This is a genomic window from Mycolicibacterium confluentis (genome assembly GCF_010729895.1).
GTDB classification, from domain to species: Bacteria; Actinomycetota; Actinomycetes; order Mycobacteriales; family Mycobacteriaceae; genus Mycobacterium; species Mycobacterium confluentis.
Genome location: NZ_AP022612.1, coordinates 1,967,232 through 1,989,851, shown reverse-complemented (window position 1 = coordinate 1,989,851; position 22,620 = coordinate 1,967,232). Strand labels below are relative to the sequence as shown.

17 protein-coding genes and 1 tRNA gene are annotated in these 22,620 nt (G+C 67.8%); 8 read left to right on the top strand and 10 right to left on the bottom strand.

Annotated elements, in window-relative coordinates; genetic code table 11:
- Positions 1-123: 123 nt before the first annotated feature.
- Positions 124-654, bottom strand: a complete 531-nt coding sequence (locus G6N34_RS09170) for a YbhB/YbcL family Raf kinase inhibitor-like protein (protein WP_085155555.1) — start codon at positions 652-654, stop codon at positions 124-126.
- 33 nt (positions 655-687) lie between these two features.
- A complete protein-coding gene (locus G6N34_RS09165; protein ID WP_085155557.1) occupies positions 688-2,031 on the bottom strand; it encodes a M20/M25/M40 family metallo-hydrolase in 1,344 nt (447 codons plus the stop codon).
- A gap of 103 nt (positions 2,032-2,134) precedes the next feature.
- On the opposite strand from G6N34_RS09165, the gene G6N34_RS09160 reads away from it, so the two are divergent.
- The 3 genes from G6N34_RS09160 (at position 2,135) to G6N34_RS09150 (ending at position 4,171) form a co-directional block, all read left to right on the top strand.
- A tRNA-Leu gene (locus G6N34_RS09160) sits at positions 2,135-2,220 on the top strand.
- Between the two features lie 332 nt (positions 2,221-2,552).
- Positions 2,553-3,659, top strand: coding sequence for a type III polyketide synthase (locus G6N34_RS09155; RefSeq protein ID WP_085155559.1), 1,107 nt, complete (start codon positions 2,553-2,555; stop codon positions 3,657-3,659).
- 8 nt (positions 3,660-3,667) lie between these two features.
- On the top strand, positions 3,668-4,171 hold the full coding sequence (locus G6N34_RS09150) for an isoprenylcysteine carboxyl methyltransferase family protein (protein WP_085155561.1): 504 nt from the start codon (positions 3,668-3,670) through the stop codon (positions 4,169-4,171).
- Here G6N34_RS09150 and G6N34_RS09145 read toward each other — a convergent pair.
- The gene (locus G6N34_RS09145; protein WP_085155563.1) at positions 4,162-6,699 is read right to left on the bottom strand and encodes an excinuclease ABC subunit UvrA; all 2,538 of its coding nucleotides are present in this window, start codon (positions 6,697-6,699) and stop codon (positions 4,162-4,164) included. The genes G6N34_RS09150 and G6N34_RS09145 overlap by 10 nt on opposite strands.
- Positions 6,696-7,553, bottom strand: coding sequence for a helix-turn-helix transcriptional regulator (locus G6N34_RS09140; RefSeq protein ID WP_085155565.1), 858 nt, complete (start codon positions 7,551-7,553; stop codon positions 6,696-6,698). Before G6N34_RS09140 ends, G6N34_RS09145 begins: the two co-directional genes overlap by 4 nt.
- 81 nt (positions 7,554-7,634) lie before the next feature.
- Between G6N34_RS09140 and ilvD the strand changes: the two genes are divergently transcribed.
- The gene (gene ilvD / locus G6N34_RS09135) at positions 7,635-9,476 is read left to right on the top strand and encodes a dihydroxy-acid dehydratase (protein WP_085155567.1); all 1,842 of its coding nucleotides are present in this window, start codon (positions 7,635-7,637) and stop codon (positions 9,474-9,476) included.
- A 136-nt stretch (positions 9,477-9,612) separates the two neighbouring features.
- Here ilvD and G6N34_RS09130 read toward each other — a convergent pair whose 3' ends face one another.
- Together G6N34_RS09130 and G6N34_RS09125 are read right to left on the bottom strand one after the other, a co-directional pair.
- Complete coding sequence (locus G6N34_RS09130) at positions 9,613-13,623, bottom strand: bifunctional nitrate reductase/sulfite reductase flavoprotein subunit alpha (protein WP_085155569.1); 4,011 nt, start codon at positions 13,621-13,623, stop codon at positions 9,613-9,615.
- Entirely contained in the window at positions 13,620-15,068 is a 1,449-nt protein-coding gene (locus G6N34_RS09125; RefSeq protein WP_085155571.1) for a nitrate/nitrite transporter, read from the bottom strand. The genes G6N34_RS09130 and G6N34_RS09125 overlap by 4 nt, the downstream gene beginning before the upstream one ends.
- 223 nt (positions 15,069-15,291) lie before the next feature.
- On the opposite strand from G6N34_RS09125, the gene G6N34_RS09120 reads away from it, so the two are divergent.
- From G6N34_RS09120 to G6N34_RS09105, 4 genes are all read left to right on the top strand, one after another.
- Positions 15,292-15,645, top strand: a complete 354-nt coding sequence (locus tag G6N34_RS09120) for a molybdopterin oxidoreductase (protein WP_085155573.1) — start codon at positions 15,292-15,294, stop codon at positions 15,643-15,645.
- Entirely contained in the window at positions 15,645-18,119 is a 2,475-nt protein-coding gene (gene nirB, locus G6N34_RS09115; RefSeq protein WP_085155575.1) for a nitrite reductase large subunit NirB, read from the top strand. Before G6N34_RS09120 ends, nirB begins: the two co-directional genes overlap by 1 nt.
- Complete coding sequence (locus tag G6N34_RS09110) at positions 18,116-18,421, top strand: Rieske (2Fe-2S) protein (protein WP_085155577.1); 306 nt, start codon at positions 18,116-18,118, stop codon at positions 18,419-18,421. The genes nirB and G6N34_RS09110 overlap by 4 nt, the downstream gene beginning before the upstream one ends.
- A 229-nt stretch (positions 18,422-18,650) precedes the next feature.
- Positions 18,651-19,100 (top strand): STAS domain-containing protein, encoded by a 450-nt coding sequence (locus G6N34_RS09105; protein ID WP_085155579.1) that lies wholly within the window; start codon positions 18,651-18,653, stop codon positions 19,098-19,100.
- Positions 19,101-19,106: 6 nt separating this feature from the next.
- Here G6N34_RS09105 and G6N34_RS09100 read toward each other — a convergent pair whose 3' ends face one another.
- From G6N34_RS09100 to G6N34_RS09085, 4 genes are read right to left on the bottom strand one after another with little or no spacing between them, the layout of a single operon-like run.
- Positions 19,107-19,499 (bottom strand): universal stress protein, encoded by a 393-nt coding sequence (locus G6N34_RS09100; protein ID WP_085155581.1) that lies wholly within the window; start codon positions 19,497-19,499, stop codon positions 19,107-19,109.
- Positions 19,496-21,037, bottom strand: coding sequence for a tripartite tricarboxylate transporter permease (locus tag G6N34_RS09095; protein ID WP_085155583.1), 1,542 nt, complete (start codon positions 21,035-21,037; stop codon positions 19,496-19,498). The genes G6N34_RS09100 and G6N34_RS09095 overlap by 4 nt, the downstream gene beginning before the upstream one ends.
- The gene (locus tag G6N34_RS09090; RefSeq protein ID WP_085155585.1) at positions 21,038-21,550 is read right to left on the bottom strand and encodes a tripartite tricarboxylate transporter TctB family protein; all 513 of its coding nucleotides are present in this window, start codon (positions 21,548-21,550) and stop codon (positions 21,038-21,040) included. It abuts the gene before it with no gap.
- A complete protein-coding gene (locus G6N34_RS09085) occupies positions 21,547-22,527 on the bottom strand; it encodes a Bug family tripartite tricarboxylate transporter substrate binding protein (RefSeq protein ID WP_276061077.1) in 981 nt (326 codons plus the stop codon). The genes G6N34_RS09090 and G6N34_RS09085 overlap by 4 nt, the downstream gene beginning before the upstream one ends.
- Between the last annotated feature and the right edge of the window lie 93 nt (positions 22,528-22,620).

Sequence of the window (22,620 nt, the reverse complement as noted above, 5' to 3'; positions counted from 1 at the left end):
CACGGCACACCTGTCCTTCAGCGGTGCCAGGAGACGGCGAGCGCCCGGGTTTGTACGCAGAACCTCGGCGGGTCGCGTACAGACGCCCCTGCACGCGGGGGACCCCAGGGCGCTCGCGAGAAATCAGTGCTGTTCGTAGGTGCCGTGGATGACGGCGCGCGCGATCGCGTTCATGAACAGGTTGAAGCCGAGGTAGGCCGGCGTCGCCGTCCCGTCGATCTCGAGCTTCTCGACCTGCAGCGCGTGCACCGCGACGAAGTAGCGGTGGAATCCGTGGCCGGCCGGCGGGGCCGCACCCACGAAGCGCCGCAGGCCCGCGTCGTTGGCCAGGGTCAGGGCATCGCCGGGCAGTTCGCTGCCGTCGCCGATGCCGGCCGGAAGTTCGGTGACCGTCCCGGGCAGGTTGGCCACCGCCCAGTGCCAGAAGCCCGATCCGGTCGGGGCGTCCGGGTCGTAGACCGTGACGGCGAAGCTGCGGGTCTCCTCGGGGAAGCCCGACCAGCTGAGCTGCGGGGAGACGTCGGATCCCCCGGCCCCCATCAGACCGCTGACCTGGTCGTTGCCCCAGGGCTGCCCGTCGGAGAACGACGTCGAGGTGAGGGTGAAGCTGGGCAGCTTCGGCAGGAAGTCGTAGGGGTTGTAGTCGAAGGCCATGCTGGTGTTCCTTTCGGGGGAGGTGCGATCGGTCTAGCAGTGGGTCAGGAAGTGCTCGAGAACTTGCGCGCCGAACTCCAGGGCCTCGACGGGGACCCGCTCGTCGACGCCATGGAAAAGCGCGGTGAAGTCGAGTTCGGGCGGCAACCGCAGCGGGATGAAACCGAAGCAGCGAATTCCCAAGCGCGCAAAGTGCTTTGCGTCGGTGCCCGCCGACAGCATGTAGGGCACGGTGCGCGCCTCGGGGTCGACGGCCAACAGCGCGGCGTTCATGGCGTCCACCAGGTCACCGTCGAAACTGGTCTCATACGAGGGCAACTCGGTGATCCACTCGCGCGTGACGTCGGGCCCGATGATCTCGTCGACCTCACGCTCGAACGCCGCCTGCCTGCCCGGCAGCACCCGGCAGTCGAACACGGCCTCGGCGGTGGCAGGGATGACGTTGGCCTTGTAGCCGGCCTTGAGCATGGTCGGGTTGGCCGTGTCCCGCAGGGTGGCGCCGATGATCCGGGAGATCGACCCGAGTTTGGCGATGGCGCCGTCGATGTCGGGTGAATCGGGATCGAAGGTGTATCCGGTCTCCTCAGCGACCGCGGTCAGGAACTCCTCGACGGCGGGGCTCAGGACGATCGGGAAGCGGTGCCGCCCGAGCTTCGCCACGGCCTCGGCCAGAACGGTGACGGCGTTGTCCTGGTGCACCATCGAGCCGTGCCCGGCCCGGGCCCGCGCGGTCAGCCGCATCCACATCATGCCCTTCTCGGCGGTCTCGATGAGGTACAGCCTGCGCTCGCCGCCGTCGCGCCGCGGGACGGTCAGCGAGTAACCGCCGACCTCCCCGATCGCCTCGGTGACGCCCTCGAAGAGGTCGGGCCGGTGTTCCACCAGCCACCGGCAGCCGTACTTGCCGCCCGCCTCCTCGTCGGCGACGAAGGCGAACACGATGTCTCGGGATGGCACGATTCCGGCTCGTTTGAACTGCCGGGCGACCGCGATCATCATTCCGACCATGTTCTTCATGTCGATCGCGCCGCGGCCCCACACGTAGCCGCCTTCGACCGCGCCCGAGAACGGGTGCACGCTCCAGTCGGCGGCCTCGGCCGGCACGACATCGAGGTGTCCGTGCACCAGCAGTGCGCCACGGTCGCGATCGGCGCCCGCAAGGCGGGCGAACACGTTGGCCCGCCCCGGTGCGCCCGATTCGACGTACTCGCAGGAGTACCCGACCTCTTCAAGCTGGGCCATCACCCACCGCGCGCAATCGGCCTCCCCCTTGGTGGTTTCGAGTTCCCCGGTGTTGGAGGTGTCGAACCGGATCAGGCTGCTGACGAGGCCGACCACCTCGTCGACGGCGCGCACGGAGTGGGTCACAGTTCCCATTACTACCAGCGTGCGTCGCACCCCCGGGGGTCGGGTTTGGGCCAACGAGGCATGATCCGTTAGCCTTAGGCGCCCCACCGCGGAGACGCGGCAGGGCGAGCAGGTCCGAGTGGCGGAATGGCAGACGCGCTAGCTTGAGGTGCTAGTGCCCTATTAACGGGCGTGGGGGTTCAAGTCCCCCCTCGGACACTCTCTTCACCTCATTCTCTTCACCGCCGGTTGCCAGCCGATCGGCAGGCAGTCGGGATCGAATTCCCAGTCTCAGACTTTTTCCGATCGTACAATCGCGCCGTTTAAACGCGGCGATTATTGCACAGCGCCTGCACAGGAAGTTCCCGGGAACGGCCACAGTATTTATGCGTTTAGCGCACCTCGAACTGGACTTATTTAGGCATCCTGAACAGGCGATTCACAGATTCACAGAATGTCTGTTTATTCCGGCGAATGCACTTTTTCACAATGGAGTTTGTCACCCATTCCAGCACTTGAAATGGCGTATTTACTCCGTACGTTTGAGCGCTATGACCGATACAACGCATTTCCCGCTGACCGATCCAATCGCCCACCACCGCAGTGGCGCACCCCGCATCGCGGGCACCGCGGTGGCCTTCACGTCGCACCGCTACAAGCAGGACGAGGTCGCCCAAGAACTCACCACCATGGGTGGCCCGGAATTCATGCGCTTCGCCCAGACCGCCGGGGTCGACACCCGCAGTCTGGCGCTGCCGCTGAGCCGCTATCCCAAGCTGTCCGGGTTCACCGAGGCCAACACCGCCTACCTCGAAGTCGCCACCGACCTCGGTGAACAGGCCATCCGCAGGGCCCTGGACGCCGCCCACCTCGGGGCCGACGAAGTCGACGCCATCATCACGGTGTCGAGCACCGGCGTGGCCGTCCCGACCATCGACGCGAGGGTCGCGTCCCGGGTCGGGCTGCGACCGGACGTCAAGCGCATCCCGCTGTTCGGGCTCGGCTGTGTCGCCGGCGCGGCCGGGATGTCGCGCATGCACGACTACCTGCGCGGTTACCCCAACCACGTGGCCCTGCTGCTGTCGGTGGAGCTGTGCTCGCTGACGCTGCAGCGCGACGACACCTCGATCCCCGCGCTCATCGGGGTGTGCCTGTTCGGTGACGGCGCCGCCGCGGTGGTCGCCACCGGCGCCGACCGCGTGCCGTCGCACCCTGGTGTGCAGGCCGATCCGCGCGTGCTGGCCACGCGAAGCCGGCTGTTCCCCGACACCGTCGACGTCATGGGTTGGAACGTCAGTTCGTCCGGATTCCAGCTCGTGATGACGCGCGACGTCCCGAAGATGGCCGACAAGTTCCTCGGCGACGAGGTTGACAGCTTCCTGGCCGAGCACGGGCTGACCACCGACGACATCGCGACGTGGGTGTGTCATCCCGGCGGCCCGAAGGTGATCGACTCGATCGCCTCGGCGGTCGGTCTCCCGCTGGACGCCCTGGCGCACAGCACGGAGTCCATGCGGGAGAACGGCAACATCTCGTCGGCCTCGGTGCTCGACGTGCTGCGCCGGACCATCGCCGATCCGCCGCCCCCGGGCAGCCTCGGCGTGATGCTGGCGATGGGGCCCGGGTTCAGCTTCGAACTGCTGCTGCTGAGCTGGTAGGGGGCGACATGTTCTACTACCTGTTCATCCTGGCCGTCGGAGCCGAACGACTGGTCGAACTCGCGGTCTCGCGGCGCAACAGCCGTTGGTCGTTCGACCACGGCGGCCGGGAGTTCGGGCAGGGCCACTATCCGGTGATGGTGGCCATGCACACCCTGCTGCTGGTGGCCTGCGTGCTGGAGGTCGCGGTGCTGCACCGCCCCTTCGTCCCGTGGCTGGGTTGGCCGATGCTGGCCGTGGTCGCGGCGAGCACGGTCCTGCGCTGGTGGTGTGTGGCCACGCTGGGCAAGCACTGGAATCCGCGGCTCATCGTGATCCCGAATGCGCAACTGGTGCAACGCGGTCCGTACCGCTGGCTGCACCATCCCAACTACACCGCCGTCACCGCGGAGGTGATCGCACTGCCGTTGGTGCACTCGGCATGGCTGACCGCGATCGTCTTCACGATCGGCAATGCCCTGGTGCTCAACATCCGGATCCGCGCCGAGAACACCGCGCTGGGTTACGCCTGATGGCGTGAGGCCTGATGTCCCAGGCACGCAGCCAAGTAGGGCGCAGTGCGGCTCCCCTTGGCTGCGGCCACCTCCCCCGGCGTGCCGGTGGCCACCACCCGGCCGCCGGCATCTCCGCCTCCCGGGCCGAGATCGATCACGAGATCAGCCCCAGCCACCACACCCATATCGTGTTCGGCCACCACGACGGTGTTTCCGGCGTCGACCAGGCGGTGCAGCTGTCGTTCCAACTGCTCGACATCGGCCGGGTGCAGTCCGGTGGTCGGTTCGTCGAGCACGTAGAGGGTGTGCCCCCGCCGGGCTCGCTGCAGTTCGGTGGCCAGTTTGATGCGCTGCGCTTCTCCACCGGACAGTTCGGTGGCGGGCTGCCCGAGACGCAGATACCCCAGGCCCACCTCCCGCAGCGTCGTCAGACTCCGTGCCGCGCTGGGGATGTCAGCCAGAAAGCCGTGGGCCTCCTCGACCGTCATCGCCAGCACGTCGGCGATCGTGTGGTCGCGATAGCGCACCTTCAGCGTCTCCTCGGAGTACCGGGCGCCGGCGCAGGTCGGACAAGTCGCGTAGGTGCCGGGCAGGAACAACAACTCGACGGCCACGAAGCCTTCACCCGCACAGGTCTCACAGCGGCCCTCGGCGACGTTGAACGAGAATCGTCCTGCGCTCCAACCGCGTCGACGCGCCGCGGGGGTGTCGGCGAACGCCTTGCGCACCGCGTCGAACAGGCCCGTGTAGGTCGCCAGGTTCGACCGCGGGGTGCGGCCGATCGGTTTCTGATCCACGATCACCAGGCGGCTGATGGTCTCGACGCCCTCGACCGTCACACCCACGCTGGCGTCAGCGTCGATGTCGAGCAGTTCGCCGTCGGGTTCGGCGTCGGCATCGGCGGTGTCGGCGGCGCGGCCACCGAGGTGCCGGGCCACCACGTCACCGAGCACCTTGCAGACCAGCGTCGACTTCCCCGAACCTGAGACGCCGGTGACCGCGATGAACGTCCCCAACGGCAGCTCGACGCTGACATCGCGCAGATTGTGGAATGAGATGTGCTGCAGCCGAAGCATTTCGGTCGATGCCCGCGGGGACCGGGTGGCAGCCGCGCCGTCGGCGAACAGATGCCGGCGGGTGATGGACGCCTCAACACCGGCGAGCCCGGCCACGGGCCCGCTGTAGAGCACCTCACCGCCGAGTTCGCCGGCACCGGGCCCGACGTCGACCACCCAGTCGGCGCGGCGCACGACGTCCATGTCGTGTTCGACCACGAACAGCGAGTTGCCGGCGCCGCGCAGCTTGTCCAGGACCGCCAGCAGCGGTTCGGCGTCGGCCGGGTGCAGCCCCGCCGAGGGCTCGTCGAGCACGTAGAGGACGCCGAACAGCCCGGCCCGCAACTGGGTAGCGAGCCGAAGCCGCTGCAGTTCACCCGGGGACACCGTCGGCGTGCGCCGGTGCAGGCTCAGGTAGCCCAGGCCCAGGTCGATCAGCACGCCGATCCGGGCCACCAGGTCGGCCGCGATCATGGTGGCCACCTCGGTGTGCTCACCGGACTCCAGGGACTCGTAGGCGGCCTCGAACTCGGTGCGGGTGGCCGCCGGGCCCAGGGTCTCGGACAGTTCCGTCAGCGGCATGGCGACCATGTCGGCGATCGTGTGGCCCGCGAAGGTGACCGCGAGCGCCTCCGGTCGCAATCCGGAACCGCGGCATTCGGGGCAGTCGACGCTGTCGACGTACTGCAGGACCCGGCGGCGCATCGTCGCGCTCTGCGAGTTGGCCAGCGTGTGCCGGACGTGACGTTCGGCGCTGGAGAACGTGCCGTTGTAGTAGTAGTCGGCGGTCACCGGGTGCTGGGACGGGTCGATCTCGACGGTGGGCTGCTCGTCGGTGAACAGGATCCAATTCCTCTGCCGCTTGGGCATTTTGTGCCACGGCTTGTCGATGTCGTAGCCCAGCGTGATGAGGATGTCGCGCAGGTTCTGCCCCTGCCACGCGCCGGGCCAGGCCGCGACGGCCCCCTCCCGGATGGTCAGCGACGGATCTGGCACCAGGGTGTCCTCGGTGACCCGGTGGATGCGGCCCAGCCCGTGACATTCTGGGCACGCGCCGACGCTGGTGTTCGACGAGAACGCGTCGGAGTCCAGGCGCACGGTCGCGCCGGCCGGATAGGTGCCTGCGCGCGAGAACAGCATCCGCAGCAGGTTCGACAGCGTGGTGACGGTGCCGACCGTGGACCGCGACGTCGCGGTGCCGCGGCGTTGCTGCAGCGCGACGGCGGGCGGCAGGCCCGTGATGTCGTCGACCTTGGGCGCGTCGTCGGGCAGCAGCAGCCTGCGGGCGTACGGCGCGACGGACTCGAAGTAGCGCCGCTGGGCTTCGGCGTAGATGGTGCCGAACGCCAGCGAGGACTTCCCCGACCCCGACACCCCGGTGAACACCACGAACGCGTTGCGCGGCGCCGAGACGTCGACACCTCGCAGGTTGTGCACCCGCGAGCCGTAAACGCGGACGTGCGCGTCGATCTCCTCGTGCGCCTCGGTCATCCGGAGTCGCTTCGGGCGCGCGCGATCAACTCCGCGAGGCGTTCGGCGGCGCCGCTGCCGGGCACGGGGAGGTAGGCCACGATCTGAATCTCCGGTACGTCGGCGGGTTCGAGTTGATGGTGCTCAAGCAGGAGTTCCCCGACGGCCTCGTGGAAAAACCGGCGCTCCCGCGATACAAAGCGCTCCACACTGCCCGCTTCCCAGCCGGCCCGGAAATGCGCACTGGACGACAGCAGTCGGTCGATGAGTTCGGTGTAGGACCGCTCACCGACCCGTGGCCCGGCTTCGGCGCGGAACTCGGCGAGGAAGCGGCCGCTGTCGATGTCCCAGTCGGGCAACAGGTCCCGGATCGCCGGATCCATGAACACCAGCCAGAGCAGGTTGCGGTCGGCCGGTGCGGTGATCTCGATGTTGGGGTACAGCGCGGCGTACGCGGTGTTCCAGGCCGCGATGCTCCAGTCCGGCCCGAGCGCGAAGGCGGGGTAACCGTGCAGGGCGTCCAGGAAGCGCTGGATGTGTGGCGGCGGCGGTCCGCCGGCCTGACCCGCGTGACTCGCCCCCTCCCCGCGGTGGCCGCCGAGGGCCAGCACGTAGTCGTGTTCGGCGGGTGAGAGTCGCAGCGCGCGGGCCACCGCGTCGAGCACTTGCTTGGACGGGTTGATGTCACGGCCCTGTTCGAGCCAGGTGTACCAGGTCACGCTCACTCCGGACAGGACGGCGACCTCTTCGCGGCGCAGCCCACTGGTGCGGCGGCGCGGAACCTCCGGCATCCCGAGCTCCGCGCGCGGCGCGGCCTCGCGGCGCACGCGGAGGAACTCCCCGAGCACCACTCGCTGCTGCGTCCGCTTGTCCATAACCGCTTAAGGGTATTACTGCCACTACTAGCATCAGCGCCGACTTCCGGATGGCGGGCAGCACCTGAGAGAGTAGTCGTCATGCCTGAATTGAGGTCGCGTACGGTCACGCACGGTCGGAACATGGCGGGAGCGCGGTCTCTGCTGCGCGCGGCGGGTGTGGCCAACGCCGACATCGGCAAGCCGATCATCGCGGTGGCCAACAGCTTCACCGAATTCGTGCCGGGCCACACGCATCTGCAGCCCGTCGGCCGGATCGTCTCCGAGGCGATCACGGCCGCCGGCGGTGTCCCCCGCGAGTTCAACACCATCGCCGTCGACGACGGCATCGCGATGGGCCACGGCGGCATGCTCTACTCGCTGCCCAGCCGCGAACTGATCGCCGACTCGGTCGAGTACATGGTCAACGCGCACTGCGCTGACGCCATGGTGTGCATCTCCAACTGCGACAAGATCACGCCCGGCATGCTGATGGCCGCGCTGCGGCTCAACATCCCGACGGTGTTCGTCTCCGGCGGGCCCATGGAGGGCGGCACGGCCGTGCTGGTCGACGGCACGGTGCGCACGCGCCTGAACCTGGTGACGGCGATCGCCGACGCGGTCAACTCCGAGGTGTCCGACGACGACATCAGCCGCATCGAGGAGGCGGCGTGCCCGACCTGCGGGTCGTGTTCGGGCATGTTCACCGCGAACTCGATGAACTGCCTGACCGAGGCGCTGGGGCTGGCGTTGCCGGGCAACGGATCCACGCTGGCCACGCACACCGCACGGCGCGCGCTCTACGAGAACGCGGGCAGCACCGTGATGGACCTGTGCCGCCGCTACTACGAGCAGGACGACGCAAGCGTCCTGCCGCGCGCCATCGCGACCCGGGACGCCTTCGACAACGCCATGGCGCTGGACATCGCGATGGGTGGAAGCACCAACACCGTGCTGCACCTGCTGGCCGCCGCGCGCGAAGCCGAACTGGACTACACGCTCGAGGACATCGAGAAGCGCAGTCGGGTGATCCCGTGCCTGTGCAAGGTGGCGCCCAACGGGCACTACCTGATGGAGGACGTGCACCGCGCCGGCGGCATCCCCGCGATCCTCGGTGAGCTGTGGCGGGGTGGCCACCTGCACGAGACCGTGCACACCGTGCACTCCGGGTCGATGGCGCAGTGGCTGCGCGAGTGGGACATTCGCAGCGGCTCCCCGAGCGCCGAAGCCGTCGAACTGTTCCACGCCGCCCCGGGCTGCGTGCGGTCGGCATCGGCGTTCTCACAGTCCGAGCGCTGGGACACCCTCGACACCGACGCCGAGCAGGGTTGCATCCGCGACGTCAAGCACGCCTACTCCGAGGACGGCGGCCTGGCCGTGCTGCGCGGCAACCTGTCGGTCGACGGGTGCATCGTCAAGACCGCCGGTGTGGACGAGTCCATCTGGAAGTTCTCGGGGCCGGCCGTCGTGGTCGAGTCCCAGGAGGACGCCGTGGACGCGATCCTGTCGAAGCGCGTGAAGGCCGGCGATGTGGTCGTGGTCCGGTACGAGGGCCCCAAGGGCGGCCCCGGCATGCAGGAGATGCTCTATCCCACAGCGTTCTTGAAGGGTCGCGGACTCGGCGCGCAGTGCGCCCTGATCACCGACGGCCGGTTCTCAGGTGGCACGTCGGGCCTGTCGATCGGGCACGTCTCCCCCGAGGCGGCCGCCGGCGGCACCATCGCCCTGGTGCAGGACGGCGACCTCATCACGATCGACATCCCGGACCGCACCATCGTGGTGGACGTCGACGACGCCGAACTCGAACGCCGCCGCGCGGCACTGCTGGCCTCCGGCGGCTACCGGCCCAAGAACCGCGAGCGTGTCGTGTCGCCGGCCCTGCGCGCCTACGCCGCGATGGCGTTGTCGGCCGACAAGGGTGCGGTGCGCGAGGTGCCCGAGTAACTCACTGCTCGAAGTCGTGCCCGGCCTTGAGGTCGTCGAGCAGCGTCGGGTGTTGTGGCCGCCAGCCCAGCCGGCTGCGCCGTCGTGGCGTCCGAATCGGCCGCGAGTCACTCGCCGAACTCAGGTCGGTGGCGGCTCAGTAGACGTCGCGCACGTAACGCTTGTCGGCGATCAGCATCCGCTTGTATTCGTGCGCAGCCTCATTCGACATCCCACTGTGTGCCCTGATGATCTCGGTCAGGGTGTCGTCGACGTCCTTGGCCATCCGCGTCGCGTCCCCGCACACGTAGAAGTGCGCGCCGTCCTCGAGCCAGCGCCACAACTGCTCGCCGGCCTCACGCATCCGGTGCTGTACGTACACGCGCTTCTTCTGATCGCGCGAGAACGCCAGGTCCAACTGACTCAGCAGGCCGTCGGCCACCATGTCCTCGAGATCACTGCGGTAGTAGAAGTTCTCGGCCCGGTGCTGGTCTCCGAAGAACAGCCAGTTGCGCCCGGGATGGCCGAGCGCGCGGCGCTCCTGCAGGAACGCCCGGAAGGGCGCGACCCCGGTGCCGGGCCCCACCATGATCATCGGGGTCTGCGCGTCGGCGGGCGGACGGAAGTGCGGGGACCTCTGCAGGAAGACCGGCACGCCCGCACCGTCGGCCCGATCGGCCAGGAACGTGGACGCGACCCCGCCCCGCGCACCGCCGTCACTGCCGCGGTAGCGCACCACCGACACCGTCAACTGGATCTCGTGCGGGCTCACCAACGGACTCGACGAGATCGAGTACTGCCGCGGCGTGAGGCGCACCAGCACCTCCTGCCAGCGTTCGGGATCGGCGCGCACGGGCATCTCACGCAGCACGTCCAGCGCATTGCGGTTGGACAACCAACCGCCCTTACGCAGCGTCTTGGCGGCCGACTTGTCTCCGCACTGTTCGGCGACGAAGCTCAGCAGCCCGGGAGTGACGCGGCAGATGTCATAGGACGTGGTGAGCGCCTCACGCAGGCTGGTCTCCGCTCCGTCGACCACCACGACCTCGGTGCCGGACATCCCGGTCGCGGACAGCCAGGCGTTCACCGCGTAGTCACTGTTGACGGCGAACACGCCGAGCGAGTCGCCCGCGGCGTAACCGACGCCGTGCTCGGCGACGTGTGCGGAGATGTCGAATCCGAACTGGCGCACCTCTTTTGCCGCGCCGCCCGGGGTGAGCCGCACGTTACGGACCAGGGGTGCGGGCAACGGCCACGCGCGGGTGAACGGTTCGGCGGCGGCCTTGGGGCGCGCGGTCGACGGGGTCCGGGCGAGTGCAGAGGTGACCTGCTCGGCCCAGGCCGTCATGGGGTCGTCGTCGTAGGCCTCGCACTCGGCGCGCTCGAACATCCTGGTTGCGCCCAGGTCGGACAGCCGCGCATCGAGGGCCTTGGCGTAGCCGCAGAACTCGTCATAGGCGCGGTCGCCGACACCAAGCACGGCGTACCGCAGTCCGGTCAGGGTGGGCGCATCGGGTGCGCGCAGGCGGTCCCAGAAGTCGGCGGCGTTGTCGGGCGGTCCGCCATCGCCGAATGTCGAGGTGACCACGACAACCTCGCGCGCCGCGACCAGGTCCGCCACGGTGCAGTCGTTCATGGCCACCAGGCGCGCGCCGGCGCCCAACTGCTGGGCGACCCGGGCCGCGAACTCCTCGGCGGTGCCGGTCTGGGAGGCCCACACCACCAACGGACCCGAGACCGCGGCCTCCTCCGGTGCGGCCATCTCAGGAGTCAGGCGCGAATGCGCACCGGCGAGTCGGCCGTTGACCCACAGGCGGACCTGCGCGCGCACCGGCGCCGTCTCGGGCAGCACCGGGACTCCCGGGGACCCGGCCGCGACGGCACCCAGAAGCGCTGCCAGATAAATCTTCTCGTCCTCGGTCAGGACGGGCGGCTGCTGATGTTGCAGGCCGAACGCTGCGATCAGCGGGTGGTCGGCCGCCACTGGGCGCACGTGCACGGCGCAGACCTTGAACTCCGGCTGCAGTGAATCGGGGTCGACGGCGTCGTTGGTCAGGGCGTTGACGGTCAGGTCGGCGCCGTGGGTGTCGTTCCAGTGGAACGGCGCCCAGATGCTGCCCCGGCGCACGCGGTCGGTGACGACGGCGGGCAGGACGGCCCGGCCCCGCCGCGTCGTCAACTCCACCGGTTGGCCGTCGGCGATGAGGTGCGCGGCGGCATCGTCGGGATGGACTTCAACGAACGGCGCAGGGTTGAGTCGGTTGAGCTTCTCGACGCGACCGGTCTTGGTCATGGTGTGCCACTGATGCTGGAGGCGGCCGGTGTTGAGCGTCAACGGATACGCCTCATCAGGCATCTCGGCCGGATTCAGGTGGGGCCGGGCGTAGAACTTCGCGCGCCGCGACGGGGTGGCGAACGCCAGGCGGGGTTGACGACCGTCGGCGTCGACGAACAGGTACTGGCTCACGCCGTCGTTGAGGTAGCGGACCGGATGCCGGTCATCGCCGCCTCCCGGGGCGTCCTCGGGCGGGCACGGCCACTGCAGCGGGGTGCGGCGCAGCCGCTCATAACTGGCACCACGCAGGTCGTAACCGGTCTGGGGGTTGTGGAATCGCCGGATCTCGTCGAACACCTGCTCGCTGGACTTGAACGCGAAATGCTCACCGAAACCGAGGTGTTGGGCGACATCGCAGATCAGTTCCCAGTCCGGCCGCGCCTCCCCCACGGCCGGGATGGACTGCTGCAGCAGCGTCAGGTTTCGTTCGGAGTTGACCATCACGGCGTCGGATTCGGCCCACAGCGCCGCGGGCAGCACGATGTCGGCATAGGCGTTGGTCGCGGTGTCGCTGTACGCGTCCTGCGTGATCACCAGGTCGGCCTTGCGCAGTCCCTCGATCACAGTCGCCCGGTTGGCCACCGACGCAACGGGATTGGTGCAGATGATCCAGCAGGCCTTGACCTCGCCGGCCGCCATCTGCTCGAACATCGCGACGGTGCCGGGCCCGACGTCGCGGCGGATGGTGCCCGGCTCGAGGTCCCACAGCGCCTCGACGAACGTCCGGTCGTCGTCGACCAGGACACTGCGCTGGCCGGGCAGACCCGCTCCCATGTAACCCATTTCGCGGCCGCCCATGGCGTTGGGCTGACCGGTCAGCGACATCGGCCCGCTGCCCTCACGACAGATCGCGCCGGTCGCCAGGTGCAGGTTGCAGATCGCGTTGGTGTTCCACGTGCCGTGCGTGCTCTGGTTGAGCCCCATGGTCCAGCACGACATCCAGTCCCCGGCCGCAGCGATCATTGCGGCCGCTTCGCGGATGTCGGCCTCGGAGAGTCCGGTGATCTCGGCCACCCGGTCCGGCGAGTAGTCGGCCAGGAACTCGGGCATGCCCGCCCAGCCCTCGGTGTGTTCGGCGATGAAATCGTGGTCGATGTCGCCGTTCTCCACCAGCAGGTGCAGGATTCCGTTCAGCAGTGCGAGGTCGGTGCCCGGGCTGATCTGCAGGAACAGATCGGCCTTCTCGGCGGTGGTGGTGCGCCGTGGGTCCACGACGATCAACGTCGCGCCGGCTTTCAGGCGCTCGGCCATCCGCAGATACAGGATCGGGTGGCAGTCGGCCATGTTCGAGCCGATCACGAAGAACAGGTCGGCGCGGTCGAAGTCGGCGTAGGAGCCCGGCGGGCCGTCGGCGCCCAGCGATTGTTTGAATCCCGTTCCGGCGCTGGCCATGCAGAGGCGCGAGTTGGACTCGATGTGCACGGTCCGCAGAAAACCCTTGGCCAGCTTGGTCGCCAGATATTGGGCCTCGATGGACATCTGCCCGGACACGTACAGCGCGACGGCGTCGGGTCCGTGCTCGTCGATGAGGGCCCGCAGCCTGGCCGCGGCCTCGGCCACGGCATCGTCGACCGGCACCGCGACGGGGTCCGCACCACGGTCGAGCCTCAGCAGTGCCGTCGTCAACCGTCCGTCGGCCGCGGCCATCAACTCGGCGTGTGTGGCGCCCTTGGTGCACAACCGGCCGTGGTTGGCCGGGTGCAGCTTGTCACCACTGACCCGAGCGATCACCGGCGCGCCCGTGTCGGGGTCGGGCCGGGTCTCGACTGAGATCCCGCACCCCACCCCGCAGTACGAGCAGGCTGTTCTTGTCGCCTGGGCGCTTCGGATCATCCGGCCGCCACGGGTGCCGACACCGAGGAGCGCAGGCGCTCGCCGGTGGGTGCCGCGGACTTCATCCGCAGGAACACGAACCACGTCACGATCGCGCACACCACGTAGAAGCCGAGGAACACCCAGAACGCGTTGGTGGCGGACTTGGCGTCGCTGACGTAGGACGCACGCAGCACGATGTTGATGAACACGCCGCCCAACGCACCGACGGCACCGGCGAAGCCGATCAGCGCCCCCGACATCGCGCGCGACCACGCGGCTTTCTCGGACGGACTCCACTCATCGTGACCCTGCGCCTTGGCCTCGAAGATCGACGGGATCATCTTGTAGGTCGACCCGTTACCGATGCCCGAAAGGATGAACAGCAGGATGAACCCGACGACGTAGGCGACCATCTGCGCACTGGTCGGCGCGCCCGCCATGGCGTCGTCGAGCACGCCGCTGACCACGAGGATGCCCGCGGCGAACATCATCGCCACGAACGTGTAGAGCGTGATCCGCCCGCCTCCGATGCGGTCGGCCAGACGGCCGCCGAAGGGGCGCGAGATCGAGCCCAGCAGCGGGCCGACGAACGAGATCTGTGCCGCGTGCAGCGACGCCTGCGCCGCGGTGTCCCCGCCGGCGAGGAAGTTGATCTGCAGCACCTGGCCGAACGCGAACGAGAAGCCGATGAAGGATCCGAACGTGCCGATGTACAGGAAGCTCATGACCCAGGAGTGCCGGAATCGCAGGGCCTCGGCCAGCGCGCCCAGATTGGAGCGCTGATTGCGCAGGTTGTCCATGAACAGCGCGGCGCCCAGGGCGGCCAACGCGATGAGCACCAGGTAGATGGCACAGACCACGTGCGGCGCGGTGTTGGAGACCGTGGCGATCACCAACAGGCCGATCAGTTGGATCACCGGGACGCCGATGTTGCCGCCGCCGGCGTTGAGGCCCAGCGCCCAGCCCTTGAGTCGCTGGGGGTAGAACGCGTTGATGTTGGTCATCGACGACGCGAAGTTGCCGCCGCCGAAACCCGCGACCGCCGCGACGATCATGAACGTCGTGTAGGACGTGCCCGGGTTGCTCATGACATACCAGGTCAGCACGGTGGGGATGAGAAGCAGCAGGGCGCTGACGACGGTCCAGTTGCGGCCGCCGAACCTCGCCGGGGCGATGGTGTACGGAATCCGCATGAACGCGCCCACCAGGGTGGGCATCGCGACCAGGAAGAACTTGCCCGCCGCGTCGATGTGGTAGACGTCCTGCGGCATGAACAGCACCATGACCGACCAGATCGACCAGATTGAGAAGCCGACGTGCTCGGCGACGATCGACCAGATCAGGTTGCGCCTGGCGATCTTGGAGTTGCCATTCTCCCAGGCCACGACATCTTCGGCGTCCCAATGCTCGATGTCACGGGAGCGTTTCCATCGGGCCGGGACCGTGGCGGACAGGGTGGGCATCGGCAGCCTTTCGAAGATCGTGAATGCAGGGGTGGTTCTCGCGTCGTCTCCAGGTCTACGGCCTGCGGATTCCGCATCCGTTGCACGTTCATGACCGAAAGGTCAATTGCGGCTCACAGGGCTTTCGGCCTCACGGTGAGCACTCGGGCGCGGTGCGCAGGGGTATTCGTCGGTGACTCACCTGCGCAACCCGATGGAAACACATCGGACCTAGCTTCGACCCATGTCGGACGGCAGCACACCACACTTTCTGCAGGGCGCCTTCGAGTTCGAGGGCAACGGGTACTCCGATCCAGTCCTGCTCGATGAGTCACTGCGCTACGTGGTGCCCGCGGGCACCGTGAGCCAACCGGTGTACTTCCGCGGGGGGAACTCGACCAAGCAGATGGTCAGCGTGGTGTTGTTCCGCGACGGAAAACCCATGCGCTGGTTCCCCATTGCCGCCAAGGGCGCCACCCACGTCGCGCTGCGCGTGGTCGAGGATCTGCTGGCCGACACCGTGCTGGAGTTGTATGTCAGTGCGCCAAGGGGTGTGTCGGGAAGCGTCGTCGTCGACCTGGGTCTGGTGGAGGTCTGATGAGCGGGCGCAGGCCACAATTGGTGGTCGTGGGCAACGGGATGGCCGGTATCCGGGCCATCGAGGAGATCCTGAGCCGCGGCGGTGGTGCGGCGTTCGACATCACGGTCTTCGGCGACGAACCCTACGGAAACTACAATCGCATCCTGCTGTCGAATGTCCTTGCCGGCAAGGATGATCCGGATGAGATCTACCTCAACGGCCTGGACTGGTACCGCGACAACGGCATCGCCCTGCGGGCCGGGGTGCGCGTGGTGCGCCTGGACACCTTCGCGCATATGGTGCACGCCGACGACGGCACCCGGATGCGCTACGACAAGCTGATCCTGGCCACCGGGAGCCGCTCGTTCTTCCCGCCGATGGCCGGGCTGTGGGCCGACGACAAGAACCTGGTCGACGGTGTCTTCGGATTCCGCACCCTGGATGACACCTCGGCGATGATCGCCGCGGCGGCCGACCACAGCGGGGCGGTGGTGATCGGCGGCGGCCTGCTGGGTCTGGAGGCAGCCCGCGGCCTGCAGAACCGCGGCCTGACAGTCGATGTGGTGCACGCGGGCTCGACGCTGATGAACGCCCAACTCGACGATGCCGCGGGTGCGATCCTGCGCAGGTCCGTCGAGGATCTCGGCATCGGTGTGCATGTCGACAAGCGCACCACCGAGGTCGTCGTCGAAGACGGGGTCCTGACCGGCGTTCGGTTCGCCGACGGCGGGATGCTGGACTGCGACATGCTCGTGATCGCCGCGGGGATCCGACCCAACGTCGGCCTGGCGCAGCGCGCGGGCCTGACCGTCGAGCGTGCGATCGTCACCGACGACCACATGCGTTCGGTCGACGACGACGACGTCTACGTCGTCGGCGAGTGCGCCCAACACCGTGGACAGGTCTACGGCCTGGTCGCGCCACTGTGGGAGCAGGCCAAGGTGCTTGCCGACCACATCACCGAAACCGACCGCAGCGCCGCGTATCACGGTTCGCGGGTGGCCACCAAGCTCAAGGTCGCCGGCGTGGACGTCGCCGCGATGGGCCTCAAACACCCCGAACACCCCGACGACGAGTTCGTCCAGTACAGCGAACCGCGGCACGGCGTCTACAAGACCGTGGTGATCCGCGACGGCAAGCTGGTCGGCGCGACCCTGGTGGGAGACGTCAGCAAGGTGTCGTTCCTGACCCAGGCGTTCGACAATGGCCTGCCCCTGCCCGACGAACGGGTGTCGCTGATGTTCGACCTCGGCACGCCCGACGTCGAGGTCGGGGTGGCCGAACTGGCCGACGACGCGCAGATCTGCAACTGCAACGGCGTGCCCAAGTGCGCGATCGTGGACTGCGTGGCCCAGGGCACCACGTCGGTGCCCGGCGTCATGGCGAAGACCAAAGCCGGTAAGGGTTGTGGCGCGTGCCGCCAACTGGTGACCCAGGTCGTCGAGTGGGCCGCGGGCGGCGCGGCCACCGAGGACCCCTCCGCGTCGTGGTACGTCCCGAGCATCCCGTACGACAAGCCGACGCTCATGCGGATGATCCGCGAGTTCGAACTGCATTCCGTCTCTTCGGTGTTCGCGGCACTGGCCCCCGACGGCAAGCCGGATGCCAACTCCAAAATGGCGTTGTCGTCCCTGTTGGAGATGATGTGGGCCGACGAGTTCGTCGATGACACCTCGGCTCGGTTCATCAACGACCGCGTGCACGCCAACATCCAGCGCGACGGCACGTTCTCGGTCGTCCCGCAGATGAAGGGCGGCGTCACCACACCGGGCCAACTGCGCCGCATCGCCGACGTGGCCGAGAAGTACGACATCCCGATGATCAAGTGCACCGGCGGACAGCGCATCGACCTGCTGGGCGTGCGCAAAGAGGACCTGCCCGCGGTGTGGGCCGACCTGGATATGCCCTCGGGGTACGCCTACGGCAAGAGCTTCCGCACCGTGAAAACCTGTGTGGGAAGTGACTTCTGTCGATTCGGACTGGGCGACTCGACCGCCCTGGGCATCGCGATCGAGGAGCGTTATCAGGGGTTGGCCAGCCCGGCCAAGATGAAGCTCGCCGTCACCGGATGCCCCCGCAACTGCGCCGAGGCGCTGTGCAAGGACCTCGGTGTGGTCGCCGTCGACGGGGGTCGCTGGGAGATCTACGTGGGCGGCGCCGCGGGCGCGCACATCCGCAAGGGCGACCTGCTGGCCACGGTGGACACCCCCGAGGAGGTGATCACGCTGACCGGACGGTTCCTGCAGTATTACCGCGAGGATGCCAACTGGCTGGAGCGCACGTATGCGTGGGTGCCGCGGCGCGGGATCGAGCACATCCGCGCCGTCGTAGTGGACGGCACCGAGGACGTGGTCACCGGACTCGACAGGAGGATGGCCAAATCCGTTGCCGCCTATCGTGATCCGTGGCTTCAGGGGCGCGATCCGGTGGCCGAGGGGCAGTTCCGCACGGCGCTGCCGTTGCTGCCGTTGCCGCAGGTGCCGGTCCGATGAGCGAGGTCAGAGTGGGTCGCGTCGAGGAGATCCCCGTCGGTGAGGGACGCAGCTTCGCCGTCGGCGCAGAGCAGATCGCGGTGTATCGCCTGCGGGACGGTTCACTGCGCGCTCTGGACGCCGTCTGCCCACACCGCGGCGGGCCCTTGGCGGACGGACTCGCCGACGACGATGTGGTGGTGTGTCCGCTGCACAGCTACTCCTTTGAAATGTGCTCCGGCGCCGAGGTGTCCGGCAGTGGGCTGTCGGTGCGCTGCTACCCGGCGACCGAGGTCGACGGAGACATCCAGATCACGGTATGAGTGGTTTGAGCCACCTCAAACAACTGATTTCGTGTTGAAAATAAGATTCCGGTTTCCAAGCGGCAATTTTCGACCTCCCGTACCTGGTCAAACGCGGGTAACTTTCGGCAAATCCGCTGAACAGGTCCCACACGACGAATTCCGTAGTAAAGTCTGCAACCAGGTTGAGCTTCCAGCCGCGCCCCCGTTGTGGGGCCCTCCAAATCCACAACGTTGTGTAGGGAGTGCGATGCACGCTTCCACCGGCACCATCAGACTTTATCGGCCAGACCCCACCACCCTGACCGAGTCGAAGCGATACGGCCGAGCCACGTACTCGGTGTACCCCGCGACCTCGACCCGCATTCACATCGCGGTGTGCGGTGACGTCGACGCCGTCAACGGACGTTCGCTCGGTCAGTACGTCGAGCGCCACACCGGCACCTCGCGGCAGATGGTCCTCGACCTCCGAGCCGTCGACTTCTTCGGCACGGCTGGCTTCACGGCGCTCTACTACATCAGCGTGCACTGCACCCGCCGCGACGTCGACTGGATGCTCGTCGGCGGACCACCGGTACGGCGCATGCTTCGGATCTGCGACACCTCGCACGAACTGCCGATGTGTGCCGACATCGACAGCGCCTCGGCCCGCCTCGAGCGCCTGGCCCTGAGCCACCGCCGCGTCGCCACAGCGGGTTGACCTGCCTCAGTCCTCGTCGGGTTTCACCGCCAACACCGGCTTGGGACACTCCAGGATGAGCTGCTGCGCGGCGCTTCCCATCAGCAGTTTTCCGACTGGGTTGCGGTGCCGGATGCCAATCACCAGCAGTTCGGCGCCCGGATGGTCCATGGCTTCGAGCAGTTCCTCGACGACGTCGACTCCCACTGGTTGATGCACTTCGAACGGCACACCCGTCTCGGCCAGGTGGGTCGCGAGGTCGACGATCTGACCGGACCGCGCGAACCGCGGGTCCACGTACGCCTGGCCCGACGTCGCGTTGATGACCCGAATCGCGGTCTGGCGCCAGCGGGCCTCGGCGATGCCGGCCTCGAGGGCAGCGGCGCCGTATCGGTCGGCGCTGTATCCGATCACGATCATGTGTGCCTGGCCTTCGCTTTCTGGTCCTCGTCGTCCTCGACGATCAGCAGGGTCTCCTCGCTGCGGTGCATCAGGCGCAGCACCAACGGCGCCGCCAGCAGCAGGACGATCAGCACATAGGTCACGATCGCGACCGGTTCGGTGAACAGGCTGTTCCACTCGCCGCCGCCGAGTTGCAGGCTCTGCCGAAGCTGGCGCTCGATGCGCGGACCGAGGATGACCCCAATGATCAAGGGCAGCACCGGCAATCCGAACCGTCGCATCATCAGCCCCATCAGCCCGAACACCAACAGCAGCACCAAATCGAGGGGCTGCAGGTTGACCGCGAAGGCACCCAGTGCCGCGAAGAACAGGATTCCGGCATACAGGTACGGCCGCGGCGTGCGGAGCAGTTTCGCCCACAGCGGGGCCAACGGGAGGTTGATCACGAGCAGTAGAAGATTGCCGATGAAGAGGCTGGCAATCAAAGTCCAGATCAGCAACGGCTCCTTCTCGAACAGCGTGGGCCCCGGTTGGATGCCGTAGGAGACGAATGCCGTCAGCATCACGGCCGCGGTCGCGTTTGTCGGCAAGCCCAGCGACAGCATCGGGACCAGCGTGCCCGCGGCCGAGGCGTTGTTGGCCGCCTCCGGCCCCGCCACACCCTCGATGGCGCCCTTGCCGAACTCCTCGGGGTGCTTGGACAGCCTCTTCTCGGTGATGTACGACAGGAACGTCGGCAACTCTGCCCCGCCCGCTGGCAGCGCGCCGAACGGGAAACCGTAAGCGGTGCCACGCAACCAGGGCTTCCACGACCGCGCCCAGTCCTGCCGTCCCATCCACGGCCGGCCGACCGGAATCACCTCTGCCGGTCGGCGTCTCAGGTGCGCGGCCACCCACAGCGCCTCCCCGACCGCGAAGACCGCGACGGCGATCACCACGATGTCGATGCCGTCGGACAGCAGTGGAATCCCGAAGGTGGCCCTGGGCTGACCCGTGAGCGAGTCGATGCCGACCACACCGATGGCCAACCCCAGCAGCAGCGAAATCAGGCCGCGCATCTTCGACGAGCCGAGCACCGCGGTGACCGCGACCAGCGCGAACAGCATGATCGCCAGGTACGACGGCGCGCCCAGGGTGACCGCGAACCGCGACACCGCGGGCGCGAAACCCGCCAGCAGAGCGGTGCCGATCGCCCCCGCGACGAACGATCCGATGGCCGCGGTCGCCAGCGCCTGGGCGGCTCGTCCCGTCTTGGCCATCCGATTGCCCTCGATCGCGGTGATCACCGAAGACGACTCCCCCGGCGTGTTCAGCAGGATCGACGTGGTGGATCCGCCGTACATGCCGCCGTAGAAGATTCCGGCGAACATGATGAACGCCGCACTCGGGCTGACGTTGTAGGTGACCGGCAGCAGCAGAGCCACCGTCATGGCCGGCCCGATGCCGGGAAGCACGCCTACCGCGGTACCGAGAAGCACGCCGATCACGGCGTACAGCAGATTCATCGGGGTCGCGGCCTCGGCGAACCCCTGCAGCAGCCAGTCGAAGTTCTCCATCTACAGAATCCCGTCCAAAATGCCTGCGGGAAGCGGGATTCCGAGCCCCGAGTAGAATGCGTAGAACGTTCCCACCGCCAGTACCGCACCGATGACGAGGTTGCGGATGTAGTGCCGACTGCCCAGCACCGTGGCGCATCCGGCGAAGAACAGCGCACCGGCGACTGCCCACCCCAGCGGCTCCACCAGCACGATCAGTCCGACGAACAGCCCGATCAGCAGAGCGACGGTGCGCCAGTCACTGGGCATGTCCGGGTCGACGTCCTCACCGGCATCCGCCTCACCGCGGTATCCCCGTGGGATCGCTACGGCCAGCACGGCCGCCAGCAGCAGCAGGCCCACCCCGATTGCGAGCGGAAACAACCGCGGCCCAACGGGATCCACCTCCGCGAAGCCACCCGCCATCGTCACGGCGTCATAAATCAGGAATCCGCCGACCGCCACCAGGACGACGCAGACGATGTACTGCGCCCGGTCCGGGGGAGCCTTCTCCCGTTGTTCGGGACTGCTCATACCAACCCCAGATCTGTCAGCGTCGACTCGACGCGGTTGTCCTGGTCCCGCAGGAACTGCTCGAACGCCGGACCGGTCAGGAACGCGTCACTCCAGCCGTTCTTGACCAGCGCGTCCTTCCACGCCTGGGTCTTGTGCAGGTCCTCGAGCACCCGCACCATCGAGGCCCGGTCCTCGGCGGCGATCCCGGGCGGGGCGATCACGCCGCGCCAGTTGGTGAACGTCAGGTCGATACCCGACTCCTGCAGTGTGGGAGCGTCGATGCCTTCGACCCGTTTCTCGCCCGAGACCGCGAGCACCCGAACCTGCCCGGCCTCGATCTGATCGACATACTCCCCCAGACCCGATGTGCCCGCGGCGATCTTGTTGCCCAATAGGGCCGTCAGAAGATCTCCGCCGCCGTCATAGGAGACGAAGTTGACCCTCGTCGGATCCACGCCGACTGCCTTGGCGGTCTCCATCGGGAACAGATGGTCCGGCCCGCCGGGATTGGACCCACCGCCGATGGTGACCTTCGCCGGATCGGCCTTCCACGCCGCGACGAAGTCCTGCACCGTCCTAAACGGTGAGTCGGCGGGCACCAGGATGCCCTCCTGTTCCTCGACCACGCGGGCCAGTGCCGTGGCCTCCGAGGCCCTGGCCTTCGACCCGTTGGTGAACGTCGCGCCGACCACGCCGAGGCCCATCATCATCATCAGATCGCCGTTGCCGCGTTCGTTCATCAACCGGGCCATCGCCACCGTGCCGCCCGCACCGATGACGTTGAAGACCTCGATCCGGCCCGTGATGTCCTCGTCCTCCAGGATCTTCACGGCGGTGCGCGCGGTCAGGTCGTAGCCGCCGCCCGGACTGTTCGGGACCATCATCCGCAGACGATGCATTCCAGCGGGGTCATCGCCGCGGGTCACGCCGCAGGACGTCACCAGCAGGGCCGCACAGATGAGCAAGGCCACCACGCCGGCGAGGCGCCGTCCCAGTGCTGTCACAGGTGCAGAGTGACCCGTGTCAGTGCTGCGCAAACAGGTAGCCGACTACTCTCCCCCGCGGGCGCCTGCGCGCCGACGATCGCC